This window comes from Thioprofundum lithotrophicum (assembly GCF_055387065.1).
The window spans coordinates 1,026,533-1,047,731 of the sequence record NZ_AP042379.1 but is presented as its reverse complement, the minus strand read 5'-3'; the positions used below and the strand labels follow the sequence as shown (position 1 = coordinate 1,047,731).

The following is a 21,199-nucleotide window of genomic DNA, read 5'->3' as shown; positions in this document are numbered from 1 at the left end:
TCGGGATGACGCGGTTGTTGCCGGCTCCGCTGCGCTTGAGCCGGCCTACACCAGCCCCACACCGGCGCCGTTTGTGTCAGCACAATTTCGAGACGTTTAATACAAGGGGAAAGGGAAGGATGTGCCGGAGTCGCGGGCGGGGTTAATAGCGCCGGCGGCCGCGGCCGCCCTTGCGCGGGGCTTCGAAGCGGACCTTGAGCATCCGGCCCTCGAAGGACTTGCCGTCGAGTCCGGCGATGGCGGCGCGGGCTTCATGGCCTTCCATTTCCAGGAAGCCGAAGCCCTTGCACTGGCCGGAGAAGAGATCCTTGACCAGCCGCAGGGAGCGTACGGTGCCGTAGGGGGCGAACAGTTCGGTCAGGGATTCCTCGGTGGCGGTGGGCGGCAGGCTGCCGACGAAGAGTTTTTTCATGGCGGGGGTCCCGTGGCGGAGGCGGAAAACAAAAACCCCGCGACGAAGCGCGGGGTTTTGCGGGCAAGCGGGTTCGGGCTCAGGCCTGAACGTTCTTCGCCTGCGGACCCTTGGGACCGTTTTCCACTTCGTAGGAGACCTGCTGGCCTTCCGCCAGGGTGCGGAAGCCTTCGGAGGCGATTGCGGAGAAATGGACGAAGACGTCGGCGCCGCCGTCACTCGGGGCGATGAAGCCGAAACCCTTGGATTCGTTGAACCACTTTACAGTGCCTGTAGCCATGTTGATTACCTCAGTAATGGTGTTGATAAAGGTTGGAATGTTACGAATCTTGCGAGGCATTCAACAGGAGAAAGCAGGAACTGAAAACTTCTGAGGAAAACCGGTAGAGAATGTAACTGCACAGCAGTGTAGCAGCTTTTTCCGGGAAAGGGGGGAAAAGGCGAATTATTTTTGGTTTGCCGACTCCCCTGCGGGGAGCCGGCGAACCGCTTGTCTCACTTGACGGTGATCTTGCCGACCATGCCGGCCTCCATGTGGCCGGGGACCAGGCAGGCAAAGTCGTAGCTGCCGGGGTTGGTGAACTGCCAGACGAGTTCGCCCGATTCGCCCGCGGCCAGGCTGATCATGTTGGGATCGGCGTGCTGCATGTTGGGGTTCTTCTGCATCATCTGCATGTGCTTTTTCAGTTCGGCCATGTCGCCCAGGACCATTTCGTGGCGGATCTTGCCGTGATTTTCGACCTTGAAGCGAACCGTCTCGCCGGCCTTGAAGGTCAGATCGGCCGGCTCGAAGCGCATGCTGTCCTGCATCACCACGCGTACGACGCGCCTGGCGTCGGCCGCCTTGCCGGGCCGGCCGATGGCCGATTCGTGGGCGTGCTGGCCGTGTTCGTGGCCGCCGGCGTGGTGGTGTTCGTCCTGGTCATGATGGGCGCCGTGGTCCCGTTCGTGATCGCCGCTGGCAAAGGCCAGGGCGGGGGCGGTGGCCAGCAGCAGGATGGAAAGTGCCTTTTTCATGGAAACTCCTCGTGGGTTGGGTGGGATGGGGGATCAGAACCAGAAGCGCAGCCCGGCAATCAGGCGGGTCTGGCGCGGATCGGCGCCGGCCGCTTCGGTGAAGCGCCGGGTCTCGCCGTATTCCTTGGCCCATTCGAGGCCGAGATAGGGGGCAAGTTCCCGCCGGATTTCGTAACGCAGGCGCAGGCCGAAGCTGGCGACCGACAGGCCGGCGCCCTGGCCCCGGGCGGGATCGCGCTGGCTGTACCAGTCGGCCTCGAAGCGTGGCGTGAGGATCAGCCGCTGGGTGAACAGCAGTTCGTATTCCACTTCGAGATTGAAGGCGGCGGCGTTGCCTTCACCGAGGTAGGCGGTGGCGTCCACCTCGAACCAGTAGGGGGCCAGTCCCTGGAAGCCGGCGGCCAGCCAGGCGCGGTCGTCCGTCGCCTCGAGGGTGTCGTAGCGCAGGCCGAGCTGGGCGTCCCAGAAGGGCGCGACGGCGTGGGTCCAGACCAGATCGGTGGTGGTCTCCTCCAGCGCGCCCGCTTGCCAGTCGCCTTCCGATTTCAGGGTGAGGCGATCGTAGTCGCGGCCGAACCAGGCTTGCAGATCCCAGGTGCCGGAGGTGCGATCGTCCACTCGAACCGCTTCCAGCCGCTGCATCCACAGGGAGAAGAAGTTCTGCTCGTCGGCGAAGTGGGGGCGCATGGCGCCGAAGTCGAGCCCGTCTGCATAGGCATGGGGATCGCGGGCGTCGGGCGGCGGCGAGCCGCCCTGCATGGCGCCCATGTGCATGGCGTTGCCTGCGGGCATGGCAGGGGTTTCGGCCTGGGCGCCCAGGGCCGGGAGCAGGAGCAGCAGGCCGATCCGGAGTCGGTGCATGGCGCGGTTCCTCATCTCAGGACACCACCACTTCGCGGAACATGCCGGCATCCATGTGGTAGAGCAGGTGGCAGTGCCAGGCCCAGCGGCCGAGGGCGTCGGCGGTGACGAGGAAGCTCACCCGCTGGGCCGGCTGCACGCTGATGGTGTGGCGGCGGGCGAGGAAGCGGCCGTCGGGGCTTTCCAGTTCGCTCCACATGCCGTGCAGGTGCATGGGGTGGGTCATCATGGTGTCGTTGTGCAGGATCACCCGCAGCCGTTCGTTGTGGCGGAAATGCACGGGGGTGGACTTGCCGAACTCCAGGCCGTCCAGTGACCAGGTGTAGCGCGCCATGTTGCCGGTCAGGTGCAGTTCGATTTCCCGTTCGGCGTCGCGCGCGTCGAGCGGGCCGCCCAGGGTATGGATGTCGGCGTAGGTGAGCACCCGGCGGCCGTTGTCGCGCAGGCCCACGCCGGGATCGTCGAGATTGGTGCGCGGCATGTCCACCCGCATGTCGACGCTGGGGCCGTATTCGGTGCGGGCATGGCGCGCATGGACGGGGTTCATGCCGCCCATCTTCATGGGCATGCCGGCCTGCGCTTTTCCGCCGCCCTGGGCCATGGCGCCCATCATGTCCACCATCGACAGCCAGCGGGGCGGGTCGAGGGGCGGCACCTCGGCGGTCAGGCCCGGATCGGGCGTGAGCGTGCCGCGGGCGTAACCGCTGCGATCCATGGACTGGGCGAAGATCGTGTAGGCGCGATCGGCCTTCGGCGCCACGATCACGTCACAGGTTTCGCCGGGGCCGAAGCGGAATTCGTCCACGGTCACCGGTTCGACGTCCTGGCCGTCCACCTGCACCACGGTCATCTTCAGGCCGGGGATGCGCACGTCGAAGAAGCTCTGGGTGCCGCTGCTGATGAAACGCAGGCGCACCCGTTCCCCCTTGCGGAACGCGGCTGTCCAGTTGCCTGCCGGTGGGGTGCCGTTCATCAGGAAGGTGTAGGTGTAGGCGGAGATGTCGGCCAGATCGGTGGGGCTCATGCGCATGCGGTTCCACATGCGGCGTTTTTCCCACGCGCCCTTGAGGCCCAGGGTGTTCACGTCGCGCAGGAAGTCGCCCACCGTGAGCTGGTTGAAGTTGTAGTAGTCGCTCTGTTTCTTGAGCTTGGCCAGCACGGTCAACGGATCCTCGTCGGTCCAGTCGGAGAGCTGGACCACGTAATCGCGATCGGCGCGGATCCGCTCGCCTTCCCGGGGCTCGACGACGATGGTGCCGTACATGCCGGTCTGTTCCTGGAAGGCGGTGTGGGAGTGGTACCAGTAGGTGCCGGCCTGCTGCACCTTGAAGCGGTAGACGAAGGTTTCGCCGGGCGCGATGCCGGGAAAGCTCACGCCGGGCACGCCGTCCATTCGGTAGGGCAGGATGATGCCGTGCCAGTGGATGGAGGTGGAGACGGGCAGGCGGTTGGTGACCCGGATGGTGACCGTGTCGCCCTCGCGCCAGCGCAGCACGGGGCCGGGGATGTGGCCGTTGATGGTGGTGGCCAGGCGCGGCGTGCCGGTGAAGTTCACCGGCGTTTCGGCGACGACCAGGTGGAACTCGGTGCCGGAGAGCACCGGCGGCGTGCCGGTGCCGGTGTGCCCGGCTTCGTCCGCCCGCGCCGGGGGCAGCAGCGGGGCCAGGCTCAGCAGGGCGCCGCCGGCGGCGAGCCCCTGCACGAAGCGCCGGCGGGCCGGATCGCGGGGGCGCAGCAACGCGTCGGGCAGGTTGTTCATCGCGGCAGACCTCGAAGCAGGGACGGATTCGCGCCCATCCTGCCCGATGCCGGCTTTCGGGGGCATGACCGGTCCATTACAATCCCGTCATGTTCCCGTCAGGAGATTGCCAGCGGCCGTGTGTCAGGCTGTTCCGGAAATTCGCGTTTTCCGGAGCCTGTCAGTCATGTGTCCCGTCCGCCGGCCCGATCCCGGCATGAAGATCCTGATCGTCGAGGACGAACAGAAGATCGGCGACTATCTGCGCCAGGGGCTCGGCGAGGCCGGCTTCGTGGTGGATCTGGCCCGCAACGGGCTGGATGGCCACCATCTGGCCATGACCGGCGAATACGATCTGATCATCCTCGACGTGATGCTGCCCGACGTGGACGGCTGGAAGATCCTCGAGGGGCTGCGCGCGGCGGGCAACCGCACGCCGGTACTGTTTCTCACCGCGCGCGATGCGGTGGAGGATCGGGTGCGGGGGCTGGAGCTGGGCGCCGACGATTACCTGGTCAAGCCCTTTGCCTTCGCCGAATTGCTGGCGCGGGTGCGCACGCTGCTGCGCCGCCGCGAGCGCGAGCCGGTGGAGAGCGTGTTGCGCGTGGCGGATCTGGAGCTGGACCCGCTCAAGCGCCGGGTGAGCCGCGCCGGCCGACCCATCCGGCTCACGGCGCGGGAATATGCCCTGCTCGAACTGTTGCTGCGCCGGCGTGGCGAGGTCTTGCCGCGCTCGCTGATTGCCTCCCAGGTCTGGGACATGAACTTCGATTCCGATACCAACGTGATCGATGTGGCCATCCGGCGCCTGCGCGCGAAGATCGACGATGACTTCGAGCCGAAGCTGATTCAGACCGTGCGCGGCATGGGTTACATGCTGGACGTGCCCGATGGGGCGTGAGGCGCGGCCGGTCTCCCTCGGGCTGCGCCTGACCCTGCTGTTCGGGAGCGTGGCGGCGGTGGTTTTCGCCGGCTTCGGCTGGCTGATCGAGGATGCCATCCAGCGGCACTTCGCCAGCGAGGATCTCAGCGAGCTGCGCAGCATCGTGCGGGCCGTGGATCGGGTGCTCGCCAGCGGGGCGCCCGCCGGCCGGCGGTTCGACGACATCCTGGTGGGGCACCATGCCGCCTCCCTGGTGATCGCCACGCCCGATGGCCGTGTGCGCTATCGCAGCCGCGGGCCGGATCTCGCGCCCCTGCTGGCGGCGACGCCGGGCGGGGCGGCACCGGTGGCGCGGATCTGGCTGGACCAGGGCCATCGCTACCGGGTGCTGATGCAGCGCCTGGCCGATGGTCACCGCATCGTCGCGGCCGTGCCCATCGACTATCACCAGCGTTTCTTCAAGCGCTTCCGGATCACGCTCTGGTCGATGATCGCCAGCGGCATCGGCATCGTGAGCCTCATGGGCTGGCTGGCGGTGCGCATGGGCCATGCGCCCCTGCGGGCCATCGTGCGCCGGATCCGGCGGATCAGCGCCGACGAGCTGGACGTGCGCCTCGCACCGGAAACGCTGCCGCGCGAGCTGCGGGATCTGGCCGTGGCCTTCAACGAGATGCTGGATCGGGTGGAGGCCGCCTTCCGGCGCCTGTCCCATGTCTCCGCCGACATCGCGCACGAGCTGCGCACGCCCATCACCAACATGATGACCCAGACCCAGGTGGCCCTGGCCCAGCAGCGTTCGGTGGAGGCCTACCGGGAAGTGCTGTACTCGAACATCGAAGAGTTCGAGAACATGGCGCAGATGATCAACGACATGCTGTTCCTGGCCCGCGCCGAGAACGGCCGTCCCGCCGGCGAGGCGCTGGATCTGGCCGCCGAGATCGACAGCCTGTTCGAATACTACGAGCTGCTGGCCGGCGAGCGCGACGTGCATCTGGCCCGGGAAGGCGCGGCCCGCACCACGGGCGACCGGGCCATGCTGCGCCGGGCCTTCGGCAACCTGCTCTCCAACGCCATTCGCCACACTCCGCCGGGCGGGACGGTGCGGGTGACGCTGGCGCAGGCGCGCGGCCGGGCCCGCGTCAGCGTGCACAATCCCGGCCCGCCCATTCCGGCGGCGCACCTGCCACACCTGTTCGAGCGCTTCTACCGGGTGGATGCCGCCCGCCAGGGCACCGGCAGCGGCCTGGGCCTGGCCATCGTCAAGTCCATCGTCGAGGCCCACGGCGGGCAGGTCTCGGTCGTCTCGAACGAGGCGGGAACCCGCTTCGTCGTCGAGCTGCCGGGTTAATCACAGCCTGTTAAGAGGCGTCGTCGGCCGGACGTTCGTCCTGCGAGGGTGCGATGGCCGCGGCGATCGTGTCGAGAAACGCGTGGCCATAGCGGGCCAGCTTGGCTTCGCCCACGCCCGGCAGGGTCAACAGTTCGTCTTCGCCGGTGGGGCGGTGACGGGCCATGGCCATCAGCGTGTTGTCGTGAAAGATGATGTAGGGCGGCACGTTCTGTTCGCGGGCCAGGCGGGCGCGCAGTGCGCGGAGCCGATCGAACAGGGGTTCGTCCTCGGGGCGCAGATTGCCTGCGGCGATCTTTTCGCGCACCGATTTCGGCTTGCGGCTGGCCTTCTTCAGCCTGCGCAGTTGCAGGGTCTGTTCGCCGCGCAGCAGGGGGCGGCAGGCTTCCGTGAGTTGCAGGGCGCCGTGGCCGTCCACGTCCACCCGCAGGTAACCGCGGGCGATGAGCTGGCGGAACACGCTGCGCCATTCGCTGCCGTTGAGTTCCCGGCCCAGGCCATGGACCTGCAGGCGATCGTGGCCGAAGCGGCGGATCCGTTCGTCGTCCTTGCCGGTGAGCACGTCGATGAGATAGTTCACGCCGAACCGCTGCCCGGTGCGGTACACGCAGGAGAGGGCCTTGCGCGCCGCCTCGGTGGCCTCCCAGGTCTCGGGCGGCTCCAGGCAGTTGTCGCAGTTGCCGCAGGGGGCGTCACGCACTTCGCCGAAGTAGGCCAGCAGGGCCTGGCGGCGGCAGGTGGTCAGCTCGCACAGGCCGAGCATAGCCTCGAGCTTGTGGTGGATGATCTTCTTGTAGCGTTCGTCGGCGTCCGAGTCCTGGGTCATCTGGCGCAGGGTGATCACGTCCTGCAGGCCGTAGGCCAACCAGGCGTCGGCGGGCAGGCCGTCGCGCCCGGCGCGGCCGGTCTCCTGGTAGTAGGCCTCGATGCTTTTGGGCAGGTTCAGGTGGGCCACGAAGCGCACGTCCGGCTTGTCGATGCCCATGCCGAAGGCGATGGTGGCGACGATGATGACGCCCTCCTCGCGCAGGAAGCGGGCCTGGTGTTCGGCGCGCACCGCCTCGGGCAGGCCGGCGTGATAGGGCAGGGCGGTGCGGCCCTTCGTCTGCAGCCACCGGGCCACGTCTTCGACCTTCTTGCGCGACAGGCAGTAGACGATCCCGGCGTCTTCGGGATGCTCGCGCTCGAGGAAGCGCCACAGGCGCTCGCGGGCATTGCCGCCCTCGCTCAGCAGGTAGCGGATGTTGGGGCGGTCGAAGCTGTTGACGAACACCGCTGCCGCCTCGAGGGCGAGCTGCTCGACGATCTCGGCGCGGGTGCGGGCGTCGGCGGTGGCGGTCAGGGCGATGCGTGGCACCTGCGGATAGCGTTCGTGCAGGAGCGAGAGCTGGCGGTATTCGGGGCGGAAGTCGTGGCCCCACTGCGAGACGCAGTGGGCCTCGTCGATGGCGAACAGGGCCAGGGGCACGTCATCGAGCAGGCGCAGGGTGCTCTCCGCCAGCAGCCGTTCCGGCGCGAGGTAGAGCAGATCCAGCTCGCCCCGGCGCAGGGCGGTTTCCACCGCCCGCCGGGTGTCGGCGTCCTGGGTGGAATTGAGGAAGGCGGCGCGGATCCCGAGCTGGCGCAGGGCGTCCACCTGATCCTGCATCAGGGCGATGAGCGGCGAGACCACGATGCCGGTGCCTTCGCGCAGCAGGGCGGGGATCTGGTAGCACAGCGACTTGCCGCCGCCGGTGGGCATCAGCGCCAGCACGTCGCGGCCGGCGAGCAGCGCCTCGATGATGGCCGCCTGGTTGAGGCGGAAGTCGTCGTAGCCGAAGCGGCGGCGGAGGAGATCGCGGGCGGCGTCCATGTCGGGACCTCGGGGAAAAGGGGGAAGATACAAGAGAAAGTGGGGGGCGAGCCAGGGGGCGTTCGTGTTCCTCGCTCAGGCGGCCAGGGGCTCGATTTTCTTCAGCTCCTTGTCCGCGGCCAGGCGGGCAGCTTCGAGATCGTAGTCGGCCTGCAGCCCCATCCAGAACTGTTCGGAAGTGCCGAGTGCCCGTGCCAGGCGCAGGGCGGTGTCGGCGGTGATGGCGCGTTTGCCATGGACGATTTCGTTGATCCGCCGGGGCGGTACCCCCATGGCCCGGGCCAGGCGGTTCTGGCTGATCCCGAGTGGCTCGAGAAACTCTTCCCGCAAAACTTCGCCGGGATGGATGTTGGGCAGTCGTTTCATGGTCTCACCGGTGGTAGTCGACGATTTCCACGTCATGGGCGTGGCCGGCGGCCCAGCGGAAGCAGAGGCGCCACTGGTCGTTGATGTGGAGGCTGTACTGGCCCTTGCGCCGGCCTTTCAGGGCTTCCAGTCGGTTGCCCGGGGGGATCCGCAGATCATCGAGGTGCCGGGCGTTGTTGAGCATCCGCAGTTTGCGGCGGGCGATGCGCTGGATGGACGCCGGCAGGCGTCGCGATGGCGTGCCCTGCCAGATCCGTTCGGTTTCCCGATCCCTGAAACCGGTCATCATGGGCAAAGTATAGCGTCACGCGTTATATGACGCAAGGCGTCATGGGGTTCACTCCAGCGGCCCGAACAGTTCGGCGATCTCCTCCGCGCCGGGGAGCTTGCCGTGGTCGGCGCCGGCGAAGAGGTTGTCGGCGAGCTGGCGCTTGCGGGCCTGCATTTCCTGGATGCGCTCTTCCACCGTGCCTTCGGTGAGCAGCTTGTAGACGAAGACCGGCTTGTCCTGGCCAATGCGGTGGGCGCGGTCGGTGGCCTGGTTCTCGACGGCGGGGTTCCACCAGGGATCGTAGTGGATCACGGTGTCGGCGGCGGTGAGGTTGAGGCCGGTGCCGCCGGCCTTGAGGCTGATCAGGAACAGCGGCACCTCGCCGTTCTGGAAGCGTTCGATGGGGGTGGCCCGGTCGCGGGTGCGGCCGGTGAGCTTGACGTAGTCGATGCGCCGCGCCTCGAGTTCTTCTTCGATGAGGCCGAGCATGGTGGTGAACTGGGAGAACAGCAGGATGCGCCGGCCTTCGTCGAGCAGTTCCGGCAGCAGTTCCATGAGCAGTTCCAGCTTGGCCGAGCGCTTCACCTTGCGGGCGGCGTCGAGCTTCAGCAGGCGCGGATCGCAGCAGATCTGGCGCAGCTTGAGCAGGGCGTCGAGCACCACGATGTGGCTGCGCTTGAGGCCCTGGCGGGCGATGGCCTCGCGCACCTTGCCGTGCAGGGTCAGGCGGATGGATTCGTAGAGATCCCGCTGGGTACCGGTCAGCGGCACGCTGCGCACGATTTCGGTCTTGGGGGGCAGCTCGCCGGCCACTTCCTCCTTGGTGCGGCGCAGCATGAAGGGCGCCACCCGGCGGGCCAGGCGGTTTGAGCGCTCCGCGTCGCCGTGCTTCTCGATGGGGGTGCGGAACAGGCGGCGGAACTGGCGCTCGTCGCCCAAAAGGCCCGGCATCAGGAAGTGGAACAGCGACCACAGCTCGCCCAGGTGGTTCTCCAGGGGGGTGCCGGTCAGGCACAGGCGCTGGCGGGCCTCGATGCGCCGTGCCACCTGGGCGGCCTTGGCCTTGGGATTCTTGATCTGCTGGGCTTCGTCGAGGATCAGGAGGTGGAAGGACTGGGCCAGCAGCACTTCCTCGTCGCGCGGCAGCAGGGGATAGGTGGTGAGCACCACGTCGTGCTCGGCGATGCGGTCGAAGTGCTGCTTGCGCTGGGTGCCGTGCAGGGTGAGCACCGACAGATCCGGCGCGAAGTGGGCCGCCTCCTGCCGCCAGTTGTGCATCAGGCTGGTGGGGGCCACCACCAGGGCCGGCCGGTCCAGGCGGCCTTCGGTCTTCTCCTTGAGGATGTGGGCCAGGGTCTGGACGGTCTTGCCCAGGCCCATGTCGTCGGCGAGGATGCCGTGCAGCTCGTTCTCGCGCAGGAACTGCAGCCAGCCGAGGCCCTCCCGCTGGTAGGGCCGCAGCTCGGCGTGGAAGGCCGGTGGCGGATCGGTCGGTTCGATGTCCTCGAATCCCTGCAGTTTCTCGGCCAGGGAGCGCAGGCGTTCGCCGCCGCGCCATTGCAGCTCGGGTTCGCGCCGGCTCAGCTCGGCCAGTTCGGCCGCGCGCCATTCCGACAGGCGCAGGCGGCCGTCCTGCTGCAGGCTGTCGTGGTCGAACAGCTCCACCAGCACGTCGAGGATCTGCGCGATGCGTCGCGTGGGCAGGGGCAGCAGGCGGCCGTCGTCGAGGGTGAAGACGGTCTGGTGCTCCGCTGGCGCCTCGCGCATCCGGCGGCGCTCCTCGTCCGGGATGCGGGAGAAGGCTTCGAGCAGGATGGGCAGCAGGGGCACCCGCTCCCCGTCCACTTCGATGCCCAGGTCGAGATCGAACCAGCGGTTGTCGGGCTGCTCCTCGATGGCCAGATCCCAGTCGTCCACCCGGGCGATGCGGAAGGGGAAGTTTTCGGTGACCGTTACCCGCCAGCCTTCGGCTTCCAGTGCCGGCAGGGTGTCGAGCATGAAGTCGAGCCAGATGTCCTGCATGAGTTCGTCGCCGCGATCGTCGGCCACCAGCACGCCCGGGGGCATTTCCGACAGGTGCGGGAGTGCGGCATCGTATTCCCGGGCCTCCACCAGTCCTGCCGCCAGCAGCCGCGCGAGCGCCGCCCGTTCGGCGGCGCGATCCCGGCGCAGGCGCCGCAGGCGGCCGTTCTCGTACACCTCCAGGCTGGCCGGGGCCTGCTCGTCCGGCGGCAGACGCTGGCCGGCGTAATCGAAGGCCAGCAGCAGGATCGGTTCGGGAGGCATCCAGTCGAGGGCTTCCTCGCGCATCCAGGGCGGCAGGTGGTCGAGCGGGGGCAGCACGGCATCGAGCAGCAGCTCGGGCACCGGCGGGCCGGCGTCCTGCTCCTCCACGGGAATGGGGCGCGGCAGGGGCAGCTTCACCGGCAGGCCGGAGAGGCGTTCGCTTACCGCGGCCACTTCGCCGGGCGCCACGGGCGGGGCCTGGGTCCAGGCCTCCAGCAGGGTGGGGGTGAGATCGGTCTCCAGCGGGCCGCATGCGCCGGTGGCGGGATCCACGTACCAGGGGGGTTGCAGGGGCAGCACCACGGTGCCGGGGGTGCCGAGTTCGAGGATCGGCGTCTGCCGGCCGTGGGCGTCCGGTTCGCTCCAGGCCGGCACCGCATGGCGCGGCTCGCCCTCGCGCAGCACCGGGCCGTTCTTGTCCTGCCAGCGGCAGCGCCCGGTGGCCAGCATGGCCCGCAGCAGTTCCGGGGCCTCCGGCCCGCCGAGACGGGTCGGCGGCTCGCCGCTGGCGCGGGCGCGATCCAGCAGCCGGCGCAGGATGGCCTGATCCGAGGGCAGGATGTGGGCGGCGGGACGCCCCTGGGCGATGGCGGTGGGGTTGTAGCGGCTGGCGTTGCCGAAGCTGCCGTTTTTCAGCAGGTAGGCGCTCAGCAGCTCCACGTCCAGGCGCTGGTGGCCCTGCGGCGAGAGCACGTAAAGCAGGCGCCGCCGCACCGTGGGCGGATAGCTTTCCTTCCCGGCCGGCTGGGGCAGGGGCGTAGTGACGCTCTGGATGCGCTCCAGCCAGCCGTTCACCGCCACCGGTTCCGGCGAGGTGGCGGGGGGCGCGGGCGGGGTGGAGGCCGGCGGGTCTTGCGCGTCGGCCAGCGCCGCGAACAGCACGGCGGCCACGTGCTTGCAGTTGTAGCCCACGGGGCAGGTGCAGATCCCCTCGATGTTGCGGTAGCGCTTGCTCCCGCTGATCCGGATTTCCACCGCGTAGGGCCGTGAGCGGGTGCCGCGCACCAGCGCCTCGATGTGCTTGCCTCCGCGATCCACGTGCAGTTGCTGCACCTTGCCCTGGCGGAAATAGGCCTCACCCCGGTCGATGAAGCGGCCTTCGAGATTGTCGTCGATGTCGTGGTGGGTGAAGGGCAGGGAAGGCATTACGGCAGCGGGAAGTGAGTGGATCGGGGTATTCTAGCCTGTATGGCGCATTTTTTGGGGAAGTTTCGGCTGCGCGCTTGCAACCGGCGAACGGCGTGCCCATGCTGTGTTTGTCCTCAACACAAGGAATCGTCGAATGTCACACGTGATTTTCCAGGTCGTCATGGACGAGCGCACCCGCCGGCGCATGCTGATCGCGGGCGTGCTGATGCTGATCATCGGCGCGCTTGGCGTGGTGGTGCCGCAGGTGCTGTCCTTCACCCTGTCGTTGCTGGTGGGGGCGCTGCTCATCGCTGCCGGGCTGGTGAGCCTGTATCTCACCTGGTATGGCTACCAGCGCAGCCTGCTGGCCTGGGTCAAGCCGGTGATCCTGCTCGGGGTCGGCCTGCTGATCGCCTTCCATCCGGTGGCCGGGCCGGCGGCCATCGGGCTGGTGCTGATTCTCTATTTCCTGCTCTCGGCCTTCGCCGGGATCAGCCTCGCCCTGGCCCTCAAGCCCCTGCCGGGCTGGGGCTGGCTGCTGTTCAGCGGGCTGGTCTCGGCCGTCCTGGCCCTGATCTTCATCGCCGGCTGGCCCTTCGAGGCCCGCTGGCTGGTCGGCCTGTTCGTGGGCATCAACCTGATCTTCGACGGGATTTCCCTGCTGATGGTCGGCCTGGCCGCGCGAAGCTGATTGGTGAACCGGATCTGTGAGCGTGTCCCCGCGCTGGCCATGGACCTGGTGCTGGTGACGGCCAACGGCCGGGGCGCGTACCGCGTTTGAGGGTGGAAAACTGGCTTGAATGATCCCCCGGCAGCAGCGGGGGCGTCCGGGGAGGAAAATTTGGTGGCCAGGGACAGAATCGAACTGCCGACACGGGGATTTTCAATCCCCTGCTCTACCAACTGAGCTACCTGGCCAGATAAGAAGTGGCGAGGGACGAGGGCCGAGTGGCGAGGAAAAAGCGTTCCTGATCCCTTATATCTGGGGCTGTTCGTTCACCTTCCAGATAATACGTTTCGGGAACCGGTTTTCCTCGCCACTCGTCCCTCGTCCCTCGTCCCTGAATTGGAGCGGCGTATTAGACCGAAGAGGCGGCTTCTCGTCAAGTTTCGGGCCTATTCGGGCCGGTAGCCCTCGGGCGGGGTGTCGCCGCCTTCGCCGAAGAAGAACTTCTCCATGGCCTCTTCCAGCATCTTGCGGTGCTCGGGGTTGATGGGGCTCAGCCGGTATTCGTTGATCAGCATGGTCTGCTGGCGCAGCCACATCTGCCAGGCTTCCTTCGATACGTTCTCGAAAATCTTCTGCCCCAGCTCGCCGGGGTAGGGCGGCCTGTCCAGGCCCTCGGCCTCCTTGCCCAGTTTCACGCACTGCACCATTCGGGTCATGGGATCTCCTCGGGATTGCTCTCGTTCAGCGCCGGTTCACGCGCGGGCCGACAGGATACGCCATAAGCCGCGCACGCCAAAGTGCCCCATCGGGGATAGGTGCCGGTCGGTGGTGGAAAGGGACACGGAGGGCACGGAGACCCGGAGGATTTTCGGAAAAGCACCATTCGTGCGATACGGCGTTTTGGATGAGCCGGCCCATCCTGCAGAGCATGCTCCGTGCCCTCCGTGTTCCTTTCCAGAGCACTCGAGAAGGAGCAGAAACGATGAAAAAACTAGATTTCACAATGGCTTGGCGTCCCTTGGTGTTGCTTGGCGCACTGCTGTTGGGTGGTTGTGTGGAGGTGACCGAGGCGCCCGGGGAGCACGTCGGCTACACCGGTCCCACCCGCCCGGTGGTGCTCGATGCCGGTAACGCAGGCCCGGTGCTGGCCCGGGCCTGGGCGTTGCTGGATGGGGTGAGCCTGGAGGCGCCCGCCCTCCTGGCAGACGTGCCGGTGGCGGCGGCCAGTGGCAGCGCCCCTGCTGCTTCGACCTTGGCCGGTCCCGCGGCCCGGTTGCGGCAGGTGCTGGCACGGTTGCCGGGGCTGCCGGTGGAGGGCGCCCAGGTTGCGGCTGCCGTCCGCCGTGGCTGGCTGGCCTGCCCCGACGGCGGGGGGTACTACTGGGAAGCCGACAGGGCCGTGCCGGGGGAAGTGAATGCCGGCGATCGCTACGTGCTGGAGTTCGAGGGCTGCCGGCAGGATGGTGGGCGTCTCGACGGCATGGCGATCCTCGACATCAACTTCGCCGACGGCCTCCTTGGGGGCGGGGACTACCGCCTGCAGGGGCGCGCGGATTTCGTCGCCCTGCGTTTCATCGACGGCACGAGTGGCACCTCGTCCCTCATGGACGGGGTGCTGACCTTCTCGGAACAGGCCGTCGGCGGGGACTGGCGGAGCCGACTGTCCGGCGAGCGTCTGCTGTTGCGGATCGGCGCCGAGCAATACCGTTTCAGCAATTTCGTATTCCTGGCCGCCGAAGATCCCCTCGGCTGGACCCGCGCAGCGGATTTCGTCCTCGATGCCACCGAACTGGGCGGCCGGATCCGCGTGACCACCCTCGATCCCTTCCTTTTCGATCCCCTGGATGCCGGCCGGCCCTGGCGCGGCGCACTCGAAGTCACCAGTGCCGGTGGCGCCTGGCTGCAACTGGTTGCCGAAAGCGATGCCCGGCATGTGACCGTGAGCTGGGAGCTGACGCCGCCCATCGAAGGGGTGGCTGAGGGGCTGGAGACCCTGCTCTGGACGGATTTGCCGTATTGGCAGCCTTACTGAATGCCCAGCGTTTCAGTCGATGTCATTCATGGGCGTGCCGCCGTTTCGAGCAGCCGCCGCACCGGCGCGGGGATGCCGCCGGGGAGAGCGGCCTGAGAGGCAAGCCGCCGATCGGGACTGTCGCGCAGGGCGATGTGATCCGGGATGGTGCCTCGTACCGGCACGATGTCCAGGTGATAGTGGCTGAAGGTGTGGCGGAAGGTGGCGCCGGCGCGCAGGCCGGTGACTTCGAGGCCCAGGCGGTCACGGCAGTGGCGGGCCACGGGGGTGTGGAGGCTGCATTCGGGCAGGGACCAGAGGCCGCCCCAGATTCCGGTCGGGGGGCGGCGTTCGAGGAGGATGCGGCCCTGTGGATCGCGCAGGATCAGCATGGCGGTGCGCCTGATCGGCAGGGTCTTGCGGGGACGGCGGCCGGGGTAGTCGGCCACCCGATCCTGGGCGCGGGCGCGGCAGCCATCGGCCAGGGGGCAGTGTTCGCAGCGGGGTGTGCGGGTGCAGACGGTGGCGCCCAGGTCCATGATGGCCTGGGTGTAGTCGGCTACCCGGCTGGCGGGGGTGGCGGCCTCGGCCAGTTGCCAGAGCCGTTCCTCCACGGCCTTTTCTCCCGGCCAGCCGGGCACGGCGTGGTAGCGGGCCAGCACCCGGCGCACGTTGCCGTCGAGGATCGGCTGGCGCTGATCGAAGGCCTGGGCGAGGATGGCGCCGGCGGTGGAGCGGCCGACGCCGGGCAGGGCCAGCCAGCCCTCGAGCGTGTCGGGGAAGCGGCCGCCGTGCTCGTGGACGATGACCGCGGCGGCGCGGTGCAGGTGACGGGCGCGGGCGTAGTAGCCGAGGCCGCTCCACAGGGCCAGCACCTCGTCGAGGGGCGCGCGGGCCAGGGAGGCAACGTCGGGGAGCCGTTCCATGAAGCGTTCGAAGTAGGGGATGACGGTCTGCACCTGGGTCTGTTGCAGCATGATTTCCGAGATCCAGACCCGATAGGGCGTGCGTGGCCGTTGCCAGGGCAGATCGTGGCGCCCGTGGCGATCGAACCAGGCGAGCAGGACTTCAGGGTCGAGCGTGGGCACCGGCCAGGCGCTCCAGGTTGTCGAAGAGTTGCCGTGCCTCCCGTGCGAGCCGTTGGCGCAGCAGCAGGGGACCGAACAGGGGCGGAATCCAGAAATCCGGCTCGAATTCGGCGCTGTAGAGAACGTGGCTGTGGCCGGCGCCGTCGTCACGGATCCGCCAGACGGTGCGGGCCGAACGGAAGTCGCCCGCGCGGTCTTCGACGAACAGATAGCCATCCGGGCGTTCGGTCACCACCTGCACCTGGCGCAGATTCCGGCAGAAGATCCCCAGGCAGCCCTGACTGAGCACTTCCACGGTGAAACGGGGCGGATCGGCGGCGAGCAGGGTGCTGGCGGTGATGCTGTCGCTCAGCCGCGGGAGATGGTTGTAGTCGGTGAGCAGGGCGCGGATGCGCTCTGCCGGCGCGGCCAGGCGTGCTTCCAGATGGATGCGGTAGTACCCGGCTTCGTGCCACACCCGCTGCTCCAGGATTTCTCCGGCCGCGGCGGGGGTGGCGAGCAGTGCCAGCAGCAGGCCGCCGGCCATGGCGGGCGGTCCCGTCACGGCAGCCGGAGCCCCTTGATCAGTTCGCGGGCCTTCTTTTCCAGTTCTTCGCGGGCCCGGTTCTCCAGTTCACGCTTCTTCTTGTCCACTTCCCGTTTCGCCAGGGCTTTGAGCAGCGCTTCGAAATCGGGCTGGATGGCGATTCGGTCGAACGGGCCGCGGATACGGATGGGCAGGGGCGGCTTGTCGATCTTTTCGTAAGCCTGGCCGGACTGGCCCTGCACTTCGGAGGTGAATTTCACGTACAGGGTATAGTCGATTTTCTCGCTGACCAGGTCCGCCACCCCCTTGCCAATGGCCCGGGCGTGGGGCAGCGCCGCGCGCAGATCGTCGTTGCGCGCCAGGCCGTTGACGATCTTCGCGCTGCCGGTGATGCGCGAGAAGGCGGTTTCGTTTCCGCTGTCCGCCGGTGGTGGTGACCGTCCCTTGAGACGGGCGCGCAGCTCGCGCTCCATGCGCGGGATGTCGATACCCTTCACGGCGCCGTCGCGGAAATCGAAACGCACCATGCCGTTGAGGGTGCGCCGGAAGGCCAGGGGATCCAGGCCGTCGGCGGAGAGCCGGGCGGCGAGATCGGCCGTGCCGCGCAGCTTGTCGTCGCCAAGGTAGTCCTTGAGCAGGGGGCCGATCCGCACCTTTTCGAGCCGCTCGTTCAGTTGCAGGTGGGGATCGGGGCCGGTGACGTCCAGACGGATGTCCCCGGCGTAGGTGCCTGCGTAGAGCCGGGCCGAAAGCGGCGCCAGGCGCAGGCGGCCCTGGCGGGCCCGGAAAGGCACGCGGATGGATTGCGAGCGCAGGTTCATGAGCTTCAGCTCGCCGATCTCCAGTTCGCCGGCCACGTCCAGGGCGCGCAGGGGTTTCAGGGGCAGGCCGCCGCCGGTCGCGGCGCCGGAGGCCACGGCGGCGGGCGTGACGGGCGTGGCCTGGCCTTTTGCCGGCGGCGGTGGCAGATAGCGATCGGCGTCGATCCGGTCGAGGCGCAGGCGGTAGCGGATGGCGGGCGGAGCGAGGCGGGGCAGCCTGATCTCACCCTCGAGGGTGCTGGCGTCCAGCACCAGTTTCAGGCGGGTGAGGGAGAGCGATTTCGGATCGCCGGCAAGCCGGGCTTCGAGGGCGGCCTTTTGCAGGGCATCGTCCCCGGCCATCGGAGGCAGGGCGATGCCGAGGGCGGACAGGGTCTGACGTGGTGCGAAGGCGGGCACGCGCAGATGTGCCTGGTAGGCCGGGCGGCTGTGCAGATCCGTGACCCGGAGCTGTTCGAGGAGCAGGGCGAAGCCCAGCCCCTGCCACTCGAGGCGGGGGCTGTCCAGACGGCCGCTGGCGAGTTCCAGCCGGAGTGCGGGTGACGAGAGCCGGCCGCGCAGAGTCCCGCCAGGCAGCGCCTTGCCCGCAAGGTCGGGCTGGATGCGCAGATCGGCCAGGTCCAGACGGGAAGCGTCCGGCTGGAAGGTCAGGGTCGTGTTCACGTCGAGCCTGCCGCGCAGCTCGGGATCGTGGCTGGCGATACCGATGCGGGCACGGAGGGGAAAGGGTTGGCCCGGGGCGATCCGCCCTACCCGGAGATCGACGGGGCCGAGGTGCAGCGTCTCGCCGCTGCGGGCATCCCGCCAGTCGATCCGCGCATCCCGGATCTCCACGCCGGCGATGGCCAGCAGGGGCAGGGGGCCGGCGGCGGGGGGAGGGGCGCCGGCGGCCGGGGGCGCGGGTTGGGCGGGTCCCGTCGGGGCCGGCCGGGAGGCCAGCAGATCTTCCCAGTTGCCCCGGCCCTGCCGGTTGCGGGCCAGACGCAGGCGCAGGCCGTCGAGGACGAGGGTATCGGCCGCGATCTCGCCGCGTAACAGGGGGAGCAGCTTCACATGCACGGCCAGCCGCCGGATTTCCAGCATGGGACGGGGGCCGAACCCCGGCGCGTTGCCCAGCGTGACCTGACCGGTTTCCACCCCCAGGGCGGGAAACAGCGTCAGTTCCATCGGGCCGGCGATGACGAAGTCCCGGCCGGTGCGCTCCTGCACCCGGGTTTCCAGTTGATGTTTGAGGGCCGTCGTGTCCACCGCCAGCCACAGCGCCGTTGTCGCCAGCACCAGCAGCAGCAAAATGCCGCCGCTCAGCCAGAGCATTGCCTTGCGAGCCGAATGCGCCACGGTCACCTTCCTGCGGAACGGAGATCCGAAATCATGCCGAGACTTGCATGGAACCGGAAATGCCGGCCCAGTTCAAGCGTTTTTGTCTCGGAGAGGGGTGGCGGAGAGAAAAGGTGATGCGGATGGCCGGACGCGGTTGACGGGGCAGTTGCCCCGCTACCTGCTCCCGGCCATTCGCACCCTGTCTGGAGCGGGTGATGGGAATCGAACCCACGTCATCAGCTTGGGAAGCTGAGGTTCTACCATTGAACTACACCCGCGGAAATCAGGGCCGAGGGACGAGTGGTGAGGGACGAGGAAAAGCGTTGGTTGCGGGGTTCCGGCACGCGATAGATCAAGCGCAGGCCCTTCGACCTCGAAACCATGCCATTTCGACGAACAGCGAACCTGCGATACGCGTTTAAACCCTCTTTTCCTCGTCCCTCGATCCTTGCCACTCGTCCCTATCCATTATACATGTTCTCGATGTCCGCCTCATGGGCCGCGATCACCCGGGCGCGCTTGACCTTGAGCGTGGGGGTCAGCAGGCCGTTCTCGATGCTCCAGGGCTGGAGCAGGGGGGTGACGCGGCGCACGCGGGCGTAGCCGGGGAAGTCGTGCAGGGCTTCGCCCAGCCGTTTGAGCAGGGTGGTGTGGAGGTGGCGGTCCTGCAGGCTTTCCTCGGCGAAGGGATCCAGACCGTGTTCGGTGGCCAGCGGAAACCATTCCTCGCCGTTGAGGACCACCAGGGCGCTGAGATAGGGCCGGCCCTCGCCGATGATCAGGGCCTGCTCGAACAGGGGATCGAGCGTGATGGCCATCTCCATGTCGCCGGGCGGCACCTTCTCGCCGTTGGAAAGGACCACGATGTCCTTGATCCGGCCGGTGATGTGCACGAAGCCCTGGGCGTCGATGTCGGCCTTGTCGCCGGTGTGCAGCCAGCCGTCGTGATCGATCATCTCGGCGGTGGCACGGTGGTTGTTCCAGTAGCCGAGCATCACGCTGGGGCCTCGTGCCAGCAGCTCCCCGCGTTCGTCCACGCGCAGCTCGATGCCCGGCAGGGGCAGGCCCACGGACTTCGGCAGGTTGCGCTCCAGGCGGTTGGCGGTGAGTACCGGGCTGGTCTCGGTCATGCCGTAGCCCTGGATCACCGGGATCCCCAGGCCGATGAAGATTTTCGCCACGGCCGGTGGCAGGGCGGCGCCGCCGCTCACGGCGAAGCGCAGGCGCCCGCCGAGTCTCGCCTGGACCCGGCCGGCCACCAGTTTTTCCAGCAGGGGCCACAGCAGCAGTGAGGGATCGGGGCGGGCCCGGCCCTGCCGCACCTCGAAGCGCCGCCAGCCCACGTTCACCGCCAGGTTGAACAGGCCCCGGCGCAGGGCCGATTCCTTGCGCATCTGGCTCTGCAGCTTGTCGTAGATCCGCTCGAAGATCCGTGGCACCGAGATGAGGGTGGTGGGCCGCAGTTGCTGGAGATCGTCGGCCAGTTGCTGGATGGAGCGGGCGTAACTCACGCTGGCGCCGCACATCATGGGCACGTAGTGGCCGCAGGTACGCTCGAAAGTGTGGGAGATGGGCAGGAAGGAGAGCAGTTCGTCGTTTTCGTCGACACCCAGCGCGCGGATCGCGGCCTCGGCATTGGACAGGATGTTGCGGTGACTGAGCATCACCCCCTTGGGCCGGCCGGTGGTGCCCGAGGTGTAGACGATGGTGGCCAGGGCATTGGGATCGCCGCCCCGTTCGTGCAGCAGCGCCGGTTTTTCCGGCAGCCACGCCTCGACCTTCGATACCGCTTCGTCTTCGGCCAGCCGTTCCGGGTGCTTTGCCTCCGCCACCACATAGCGTTGTACGCTGGTCAACTCGTCACGGTGGGGCCCCAGCGCCGCGAGCTGCCGATCGGTCTGCACGAACAGCAGCCGGCAGCCGGAATCGTCGAGGATGTAGGCCACGTTGTCGGGCCGGTCGTCGGTGTACAGGGGCACCACCACCAGCCCCAGGGCGGCCTGTTCGAAGGCCACCCATTCCGGGCCGTTGGCGTGGAGGATGGCGACCCGGTCGCCAGGCTCCAGACCCTCGGCGGTCATGGCCTGCTGCCAGCGGCTGACGCGCACGCCCATGTCGCCCCAGGAAAGGGTTTCCCATTCCTTGCGATCACGGCGGTAATGGCGGTAGGCGGTGCGCTCCGGGCTCTGGCGAACCCGTTCGCGGAACAGGCCGTCGAGGGTGCCGGCCACATTGGCCGGGATGAAGTGGGGATTGTCCTTCGGCATGGGATTCGTCTTCCGGATGACGGACTGCCGATGTTACCCAGAAACCGCCCCGGCGTGCCACCGGGCGGCGGCGCGGGATTGACGCCGGAAGGCCCTTCTCGCTAGGCTATGGGCATGAAGATCACCGTCAATGGCGAGGTCCAGGAAGTCCCGGATGGCATCACGGCCGCCGATCTGGTCCAGAATCTCGGCCTTATCGGCCAACGCATCGCCATGGAAGTGAACCGGGAAATCCTGCCCCGTTCCCAGCATGCCGATCACGTCCTGCAGGCCGGCGACACGGTGGAAATCGTGCGCGCCGTCGGCGGTGGCTGATTCCGGGTTATAATTTTCC

Annotated in this window: 19 protein-coding genes and 2 tRNA genes; 5 read left to right on the top strand and 16 right to left on the bottom strand. The window is 68.0% G+C overall.

What is annotated here, in order from left to right; all coding sequences use genetic code 11:
* Positions 1-142: 142 nt before the first annotated feature.
* The 5 genes from ACZ5BH_RS04955 to ACZ5BH_RS04935 form a co-directional block, all read right to left on the bottom strand.
* Entirely contained in the window at positions 143-412 is a 270-nt protein-coding gene (locus ACZ5BH_RS04955; protein WP_464890807.1) for an RNA recognition motif domain-containing protein, read from the bottom strand.
* Between the two features lie 79 nt (positions 413-491).
* Positions 492-692 carry a transcription antiterminator/RNA stability regulator CspE gene (gene cspE, locus ACZ5BH_RS04950; protein ID WP_464890806.1) on the bottom strand — a complete coding sequence of 67 codons (201 nt, stop codon included), beginning with the start codon at positions 690-692 and terminating at the stop codon, positions 492-494.
* Positions 693-907: 215 nt separating this feature from the next.
* Positions 908-1,429, bottom strand: coding sequence for a cupredoxin domain-containing protein (locus ACZ5BH_RS04945; protein ID WP_464890805.1), 522 nt, complete (start codon positions 1,427-1,429; stop codon positions 908-910).
* Positions 1,430-1,462: 33 nt separating this feature from the next.
* Positions 1,463-2,290 carry a copper resistance protein B gene (locus ACZ5BH_RS04940; protein ID WP_464890804.1) on the bottom strand — a complete coding sequence of 276 codons (828 nt, stop codon included), beginning with the start codon at positions 2,288-2,290 and terminating at the stop codon, positions 1,463-1,465.
* A gap of 16 nt (positions 2,291-2,306) precedes the next feature.
* Entirely contained in the window at positions 2,307-4,049 is a 1,743-nt protein-coding gene (locus tag ACZ5BH_RS04935) for a copper resistance system multicopper oxidase (RefSeq protein ID WP_464890803.1), read from the bottom strand.
* 196 nt (positions 4,050-4,245) lie between these two features.
* Between ACZ5BH_RS04935 and ACZ5BH_RS04930 the strand changes: the two genes are divergently transcribed.
* Entirely contained in the window at positions 4,246-4,929 is a 684-nt protein-coding gene (locus ACZ5BH_RS04930; protein WP_464891195.1) for a heavy metal response regulator transcription factor, read from the top strand.
* Positions 4,919-6,259, top strand: a complete 1,341-nt coding sequence (locus ACZ5BH_RS04925; RefSeq protein WP_464890802.1) for a heavy metal sensor histidine kinase — start codon at positions 4,919-4,921, stop codon at positions 6,257-6,259. Before ACZ5BH_RS04930 ends, ACZ5BH_RS04925 begins: the two co-directional genes overlap by 11 nt.
* A gap of 10 nt (positions 6,260-6,269) precedes the next feature.
* On the opposite strand, the gene recQ is transcribed toward ACZ5BH_RS04925, so the two are convergent.
* The 4 genes from recQ to ACZ5BH_RS04905 all read right to left on the bottom strand — a co-directional run bounded on the left by recQ (position 6,270) and on the right by ACZ5BH_RS04905 (position 12,180).
* On the bottom strand, positions 6,270-8,111 hold the full coding sequence (gene recQ / locus ACZ5BH_RS04920; RefSeq protein ID WP_464890801.1) for a DNA helicase RecQ: 1,842 nt from the start codon (positions 8,109-8,111) through the stop codon (positions 6,270-6,272).
* 75 nt (positions 8,112-8,186) lie between these two features.
* The gene (locus ACZ5BH_RS04915) at positions 8,187-8,477 is read right to left on the bottom strand and encodes a HigA family addiction module antitoxin (protein WP_464890800.1); all 291 of its coding nucleotides are present in this window, start codon (positions 8,475-8,477) and stop codon (positions 8,187-8,189) included.
* 4 nt (positions 8,478-8,481) lie between these two features.
* A complete protein-coding gene (locus tag ACZ5BH_RS04910; protein WP_464890799.1) occupies positions 8,482-8,766 on the bottom strand; it encodes a type II toxin-antitoxin system RelE/ParE family toxin in 285 nt (94 codons plus the stop codon).
* 48 nt (positions 8,767-8,814) lie between these two features.
* Positions 8,815-12,180, bottom strand: coding sequence for a DEAD/DEAH box helicase (locus ACZ5BH_RS04905; protein ID WP_464890798.1), 3,366 nt, complete (start codon positions 12,178-12,180; stop codon positions 8,815-8,817).
* Positions 12,181-12,316: 136 nt separating this feature from the next.
* Between ACZ5BH_RS04905 and ACZ5BH_RS04900 the strand changes: the two genes are divergently transcribed.
* Positions 12,317-12,853: an HdeD family acid-resistance protein gene (locus ACZ5BH_RS04900; protein WP_464890797.1), complete on the top strand. Its 537-nt coding sequence runs from the start codon at positions 12,317-12,319 to the stop codon at positions 12,851-12,853.
* Between the two features lie 151 nt (positions 12,854-13,004).
* On the opposite strand, the gene ACZ5BH_RS04895 is transcribed toward ACZ5BH_RS04900, so the two are convergent.
* Both ACZ5BH_RS04895 and ACZ5BH_RS04890 read right to left on the bottom strand, forming a co-directional pair.
* Positions 13,005-13,080 (bottom strand) — tRNA-Phe (locus ACZ5BH_RS04895).
* Positions 13,081-13,278: 198 nt separating this feature from the next.
* Positions 13,279-13,548: an oxidative damage protection protein gene (locus tag ACZ5BH_RS04890; RefSeq protein ID WP_464890796.1), complete on the bottom strand. Its 270-nt coding sequence runs from the start codon at positions 13,546-13,548 to the stop codon at positions 13,279-13,281.
* 344 nt (positions 13,549-13,892) lie between these two features.
* Here ACZ5BH_RS04890 and ACZ5BH_RS04885 point away from each other — a divergent pair, with 344 nt between their 5' ends.
* Positions 13,893-14,864 carry a hypothetical protein gene (locus ACZ5BH_RS04885; protein WP_464890795.1) on the top strand — a complete coding sequence of 324 codons (972 nt, stop codon included), beginning with the start codon at positions 13,893-13,895 and terminating at the stop codon, positions 14,862-14,864.
* A gap of 26 nt (positions 14,865-14,890) precedes the next feature.
* Here ACZ5BH_RS04885 and mutY read toward each other — a convergent pair whose 3' ends face one another.
* The 5 genes from mutY to ACZ5BH_RS04860 form a co-directional block, all read right to left on the bottom strand.
* Positions 14,891-15,931: an A/G-specific adenine glycosylase gene (mutY, locus tag ACZ5BH_RS04880; RefSeq protein WP_464890794.1), complete on the bottom strand. Its 1,041-nt coding sequence runs from the start codon at positions 15,929-15,931 to the stop codon at positions 14,891-14,893.
* Entirely contained in the window at positions 15,912-16,475 is a 564-nt protein-coding gene (locus ACZ5BH_RS04875) for an SRPBCC family protein (RefSeq protein ID WP_464890793.1), read from the bottom strand. The genes mutY and ACZ5BH_RS04875 overlap by 20 nt, the downstream gene beginning before the upstream one ends.
* Complete coding sequence (locus tag ACZ5BH_RS04870) at positions 16,472-18,616, bottom strand: AsmA family protein (protein WP_464890792.1); 2,145 nt, start codon at positions 18,614-18,616, stop codon at positions 16,472-16,474. The genes ACZ5BH_RS04875 and ACZ5BH_RS04870 overlap by 4 nt, the downstream gene beginning before the upstream one ends.
* 186 nt (positions 18,617-18,802) lie before the next feature.
* Positions 18,803-18,876: transfer RNA gene (locus ACZ5BH_RS04865), tRNA-Gly, on the bottom strand.
* Between the two features lie 183 nt (positions 18,877-19,059).
* Complete coding sequence (locus ACZ5BH_RS04860; RefSeq protein WP_464890791.1) at positions 19,060-20,865, bottom strand: AMP-dependent synthetase/ligase; 1,806 nt, start codon at positions 20,863-20,865, stop codon at positions 19,060-19,062.
* Positions 20,866-20,979: 114 nt separating this feature from the next.
* Between ACZ5BH_RS04860 and thiS the strand changes: the two genes are divergently transcribed.
* Positions 20,980-21,180, top strand: a complete 201-nt coding sequence (gene thiS, locus ACZ5BH_RS04855; RefSeq protein ID WP_464890790.1) for a sulfur carrier protein ThiS — start codon at positions 20,980-20,982, stop codon at positions 21,178-21,180.
* Positions 21,181-21,199 lie beyond the last annotated feature (19 nt).

Coding starts and splice junctions, on each gene's coding strand:
- ACZ5BH_RS04955 (WP_464890807.1), bottom strand. CDS start 412: ATGAAAAAACTCTTCGTCGGCAGCCTGCCGCCCACCGCCACCGAGGAA.
- cspE (WP_464890806.1), bottom strand. CDS start 692: ATGGCTACAGGCACTGTAAAGTGGTTCAACGAATCCAAGGGTTTCGGC.
- ACZ5BH_RS04945 (WP_464890805.1), bottom strand. CDS start 1,429: ATGAAAAAGGCACTTTCCATCCTGCTGCTGGCCACCGCCCCCGCCCTG.
- ACZ5BH_RS04940 (WP_464890804.1), bottom strand. CDS start 2,290: ATGCACCGACTCCGGATCGGCCTGCTGCTCCTGCTCCCGGCCCTGGGC.
- ACZ5BH_RS04935 (WP_464890803.1), bottom strand. CDS start 4,049: ATGAACAACCTGCCCGACGCGTTGCTGCGCCCCCGCGATCCGGCCCGC.
- ACZ5BH_RS04930 (WP_464891195.1), top strand. CDS start 4,246: ATGAAGATCCTGATCGTCGAGGACGAACAGAAGATCGGCGACTATCTG.
- ACZ5BH_RS04925 (WP_464890802.1), top strand. CDS start 4,919: ATGGGGCGTGAGGCGCGGCCGGTCTCCCTCGGGCTGCGCCTGACCCTG.
- recQ (WP_464890801.1), bottom strand. CDS start 8,111: ATGGACGCCGCCCGCGATCTCCTCCGCCGCCGCTTCGGCTACGACGAC.
- ACZ5BH_RS04915 (WP_464890800.1), bottom strand. CDS start 8,477: ATGAAACGACTGCCCAACATCCATCCCGGCGAAGTTTTGCGGGAAGAG.
- ACZ5BH_RS04910 (WP_464890799.1), bottom strand. CDS start 8,766: ATGATGACCGGTTTCAGGGATCGGGAAACCGAACGGATCTGGCAGGGC.
- ACZ5BH_RS04905 (WP_464890798.1), bottom strand. CDS start 12,180: ATGCCTTCCCTGCCCTTCACCCACCACGACATCGACGACAATCTCGAA.
- ACZ5BH_RS04900 (WP_464890797.1), top strand. CDS start 12,317: ATGTCACACGTGATTTTCCAGGTCGTCATGGACGAGCGCACCCGCCGG.
- ACZ5BH_RS04890 (WP_464890796.1), bottom strand. CDS start 13,548: ATGACCCGAATGGTGCAGTGCGTGAAACTGGGCAAGGAGGCCGAGGGC.
- ACZ5BH_RS04860 (WP_464890791.1), bottom strand. CDS start 20,865: ATGCCGAAGGACAATCCCCACTTCATCCCGGCCAATGTGGCCGGCACC.
- thiS (WP_464890790.1), top strand. CDS start 20,980: ATGAAGATCACCGTCAATGGCGAGGTCCAGGAAGTCCCGGATGGCATC.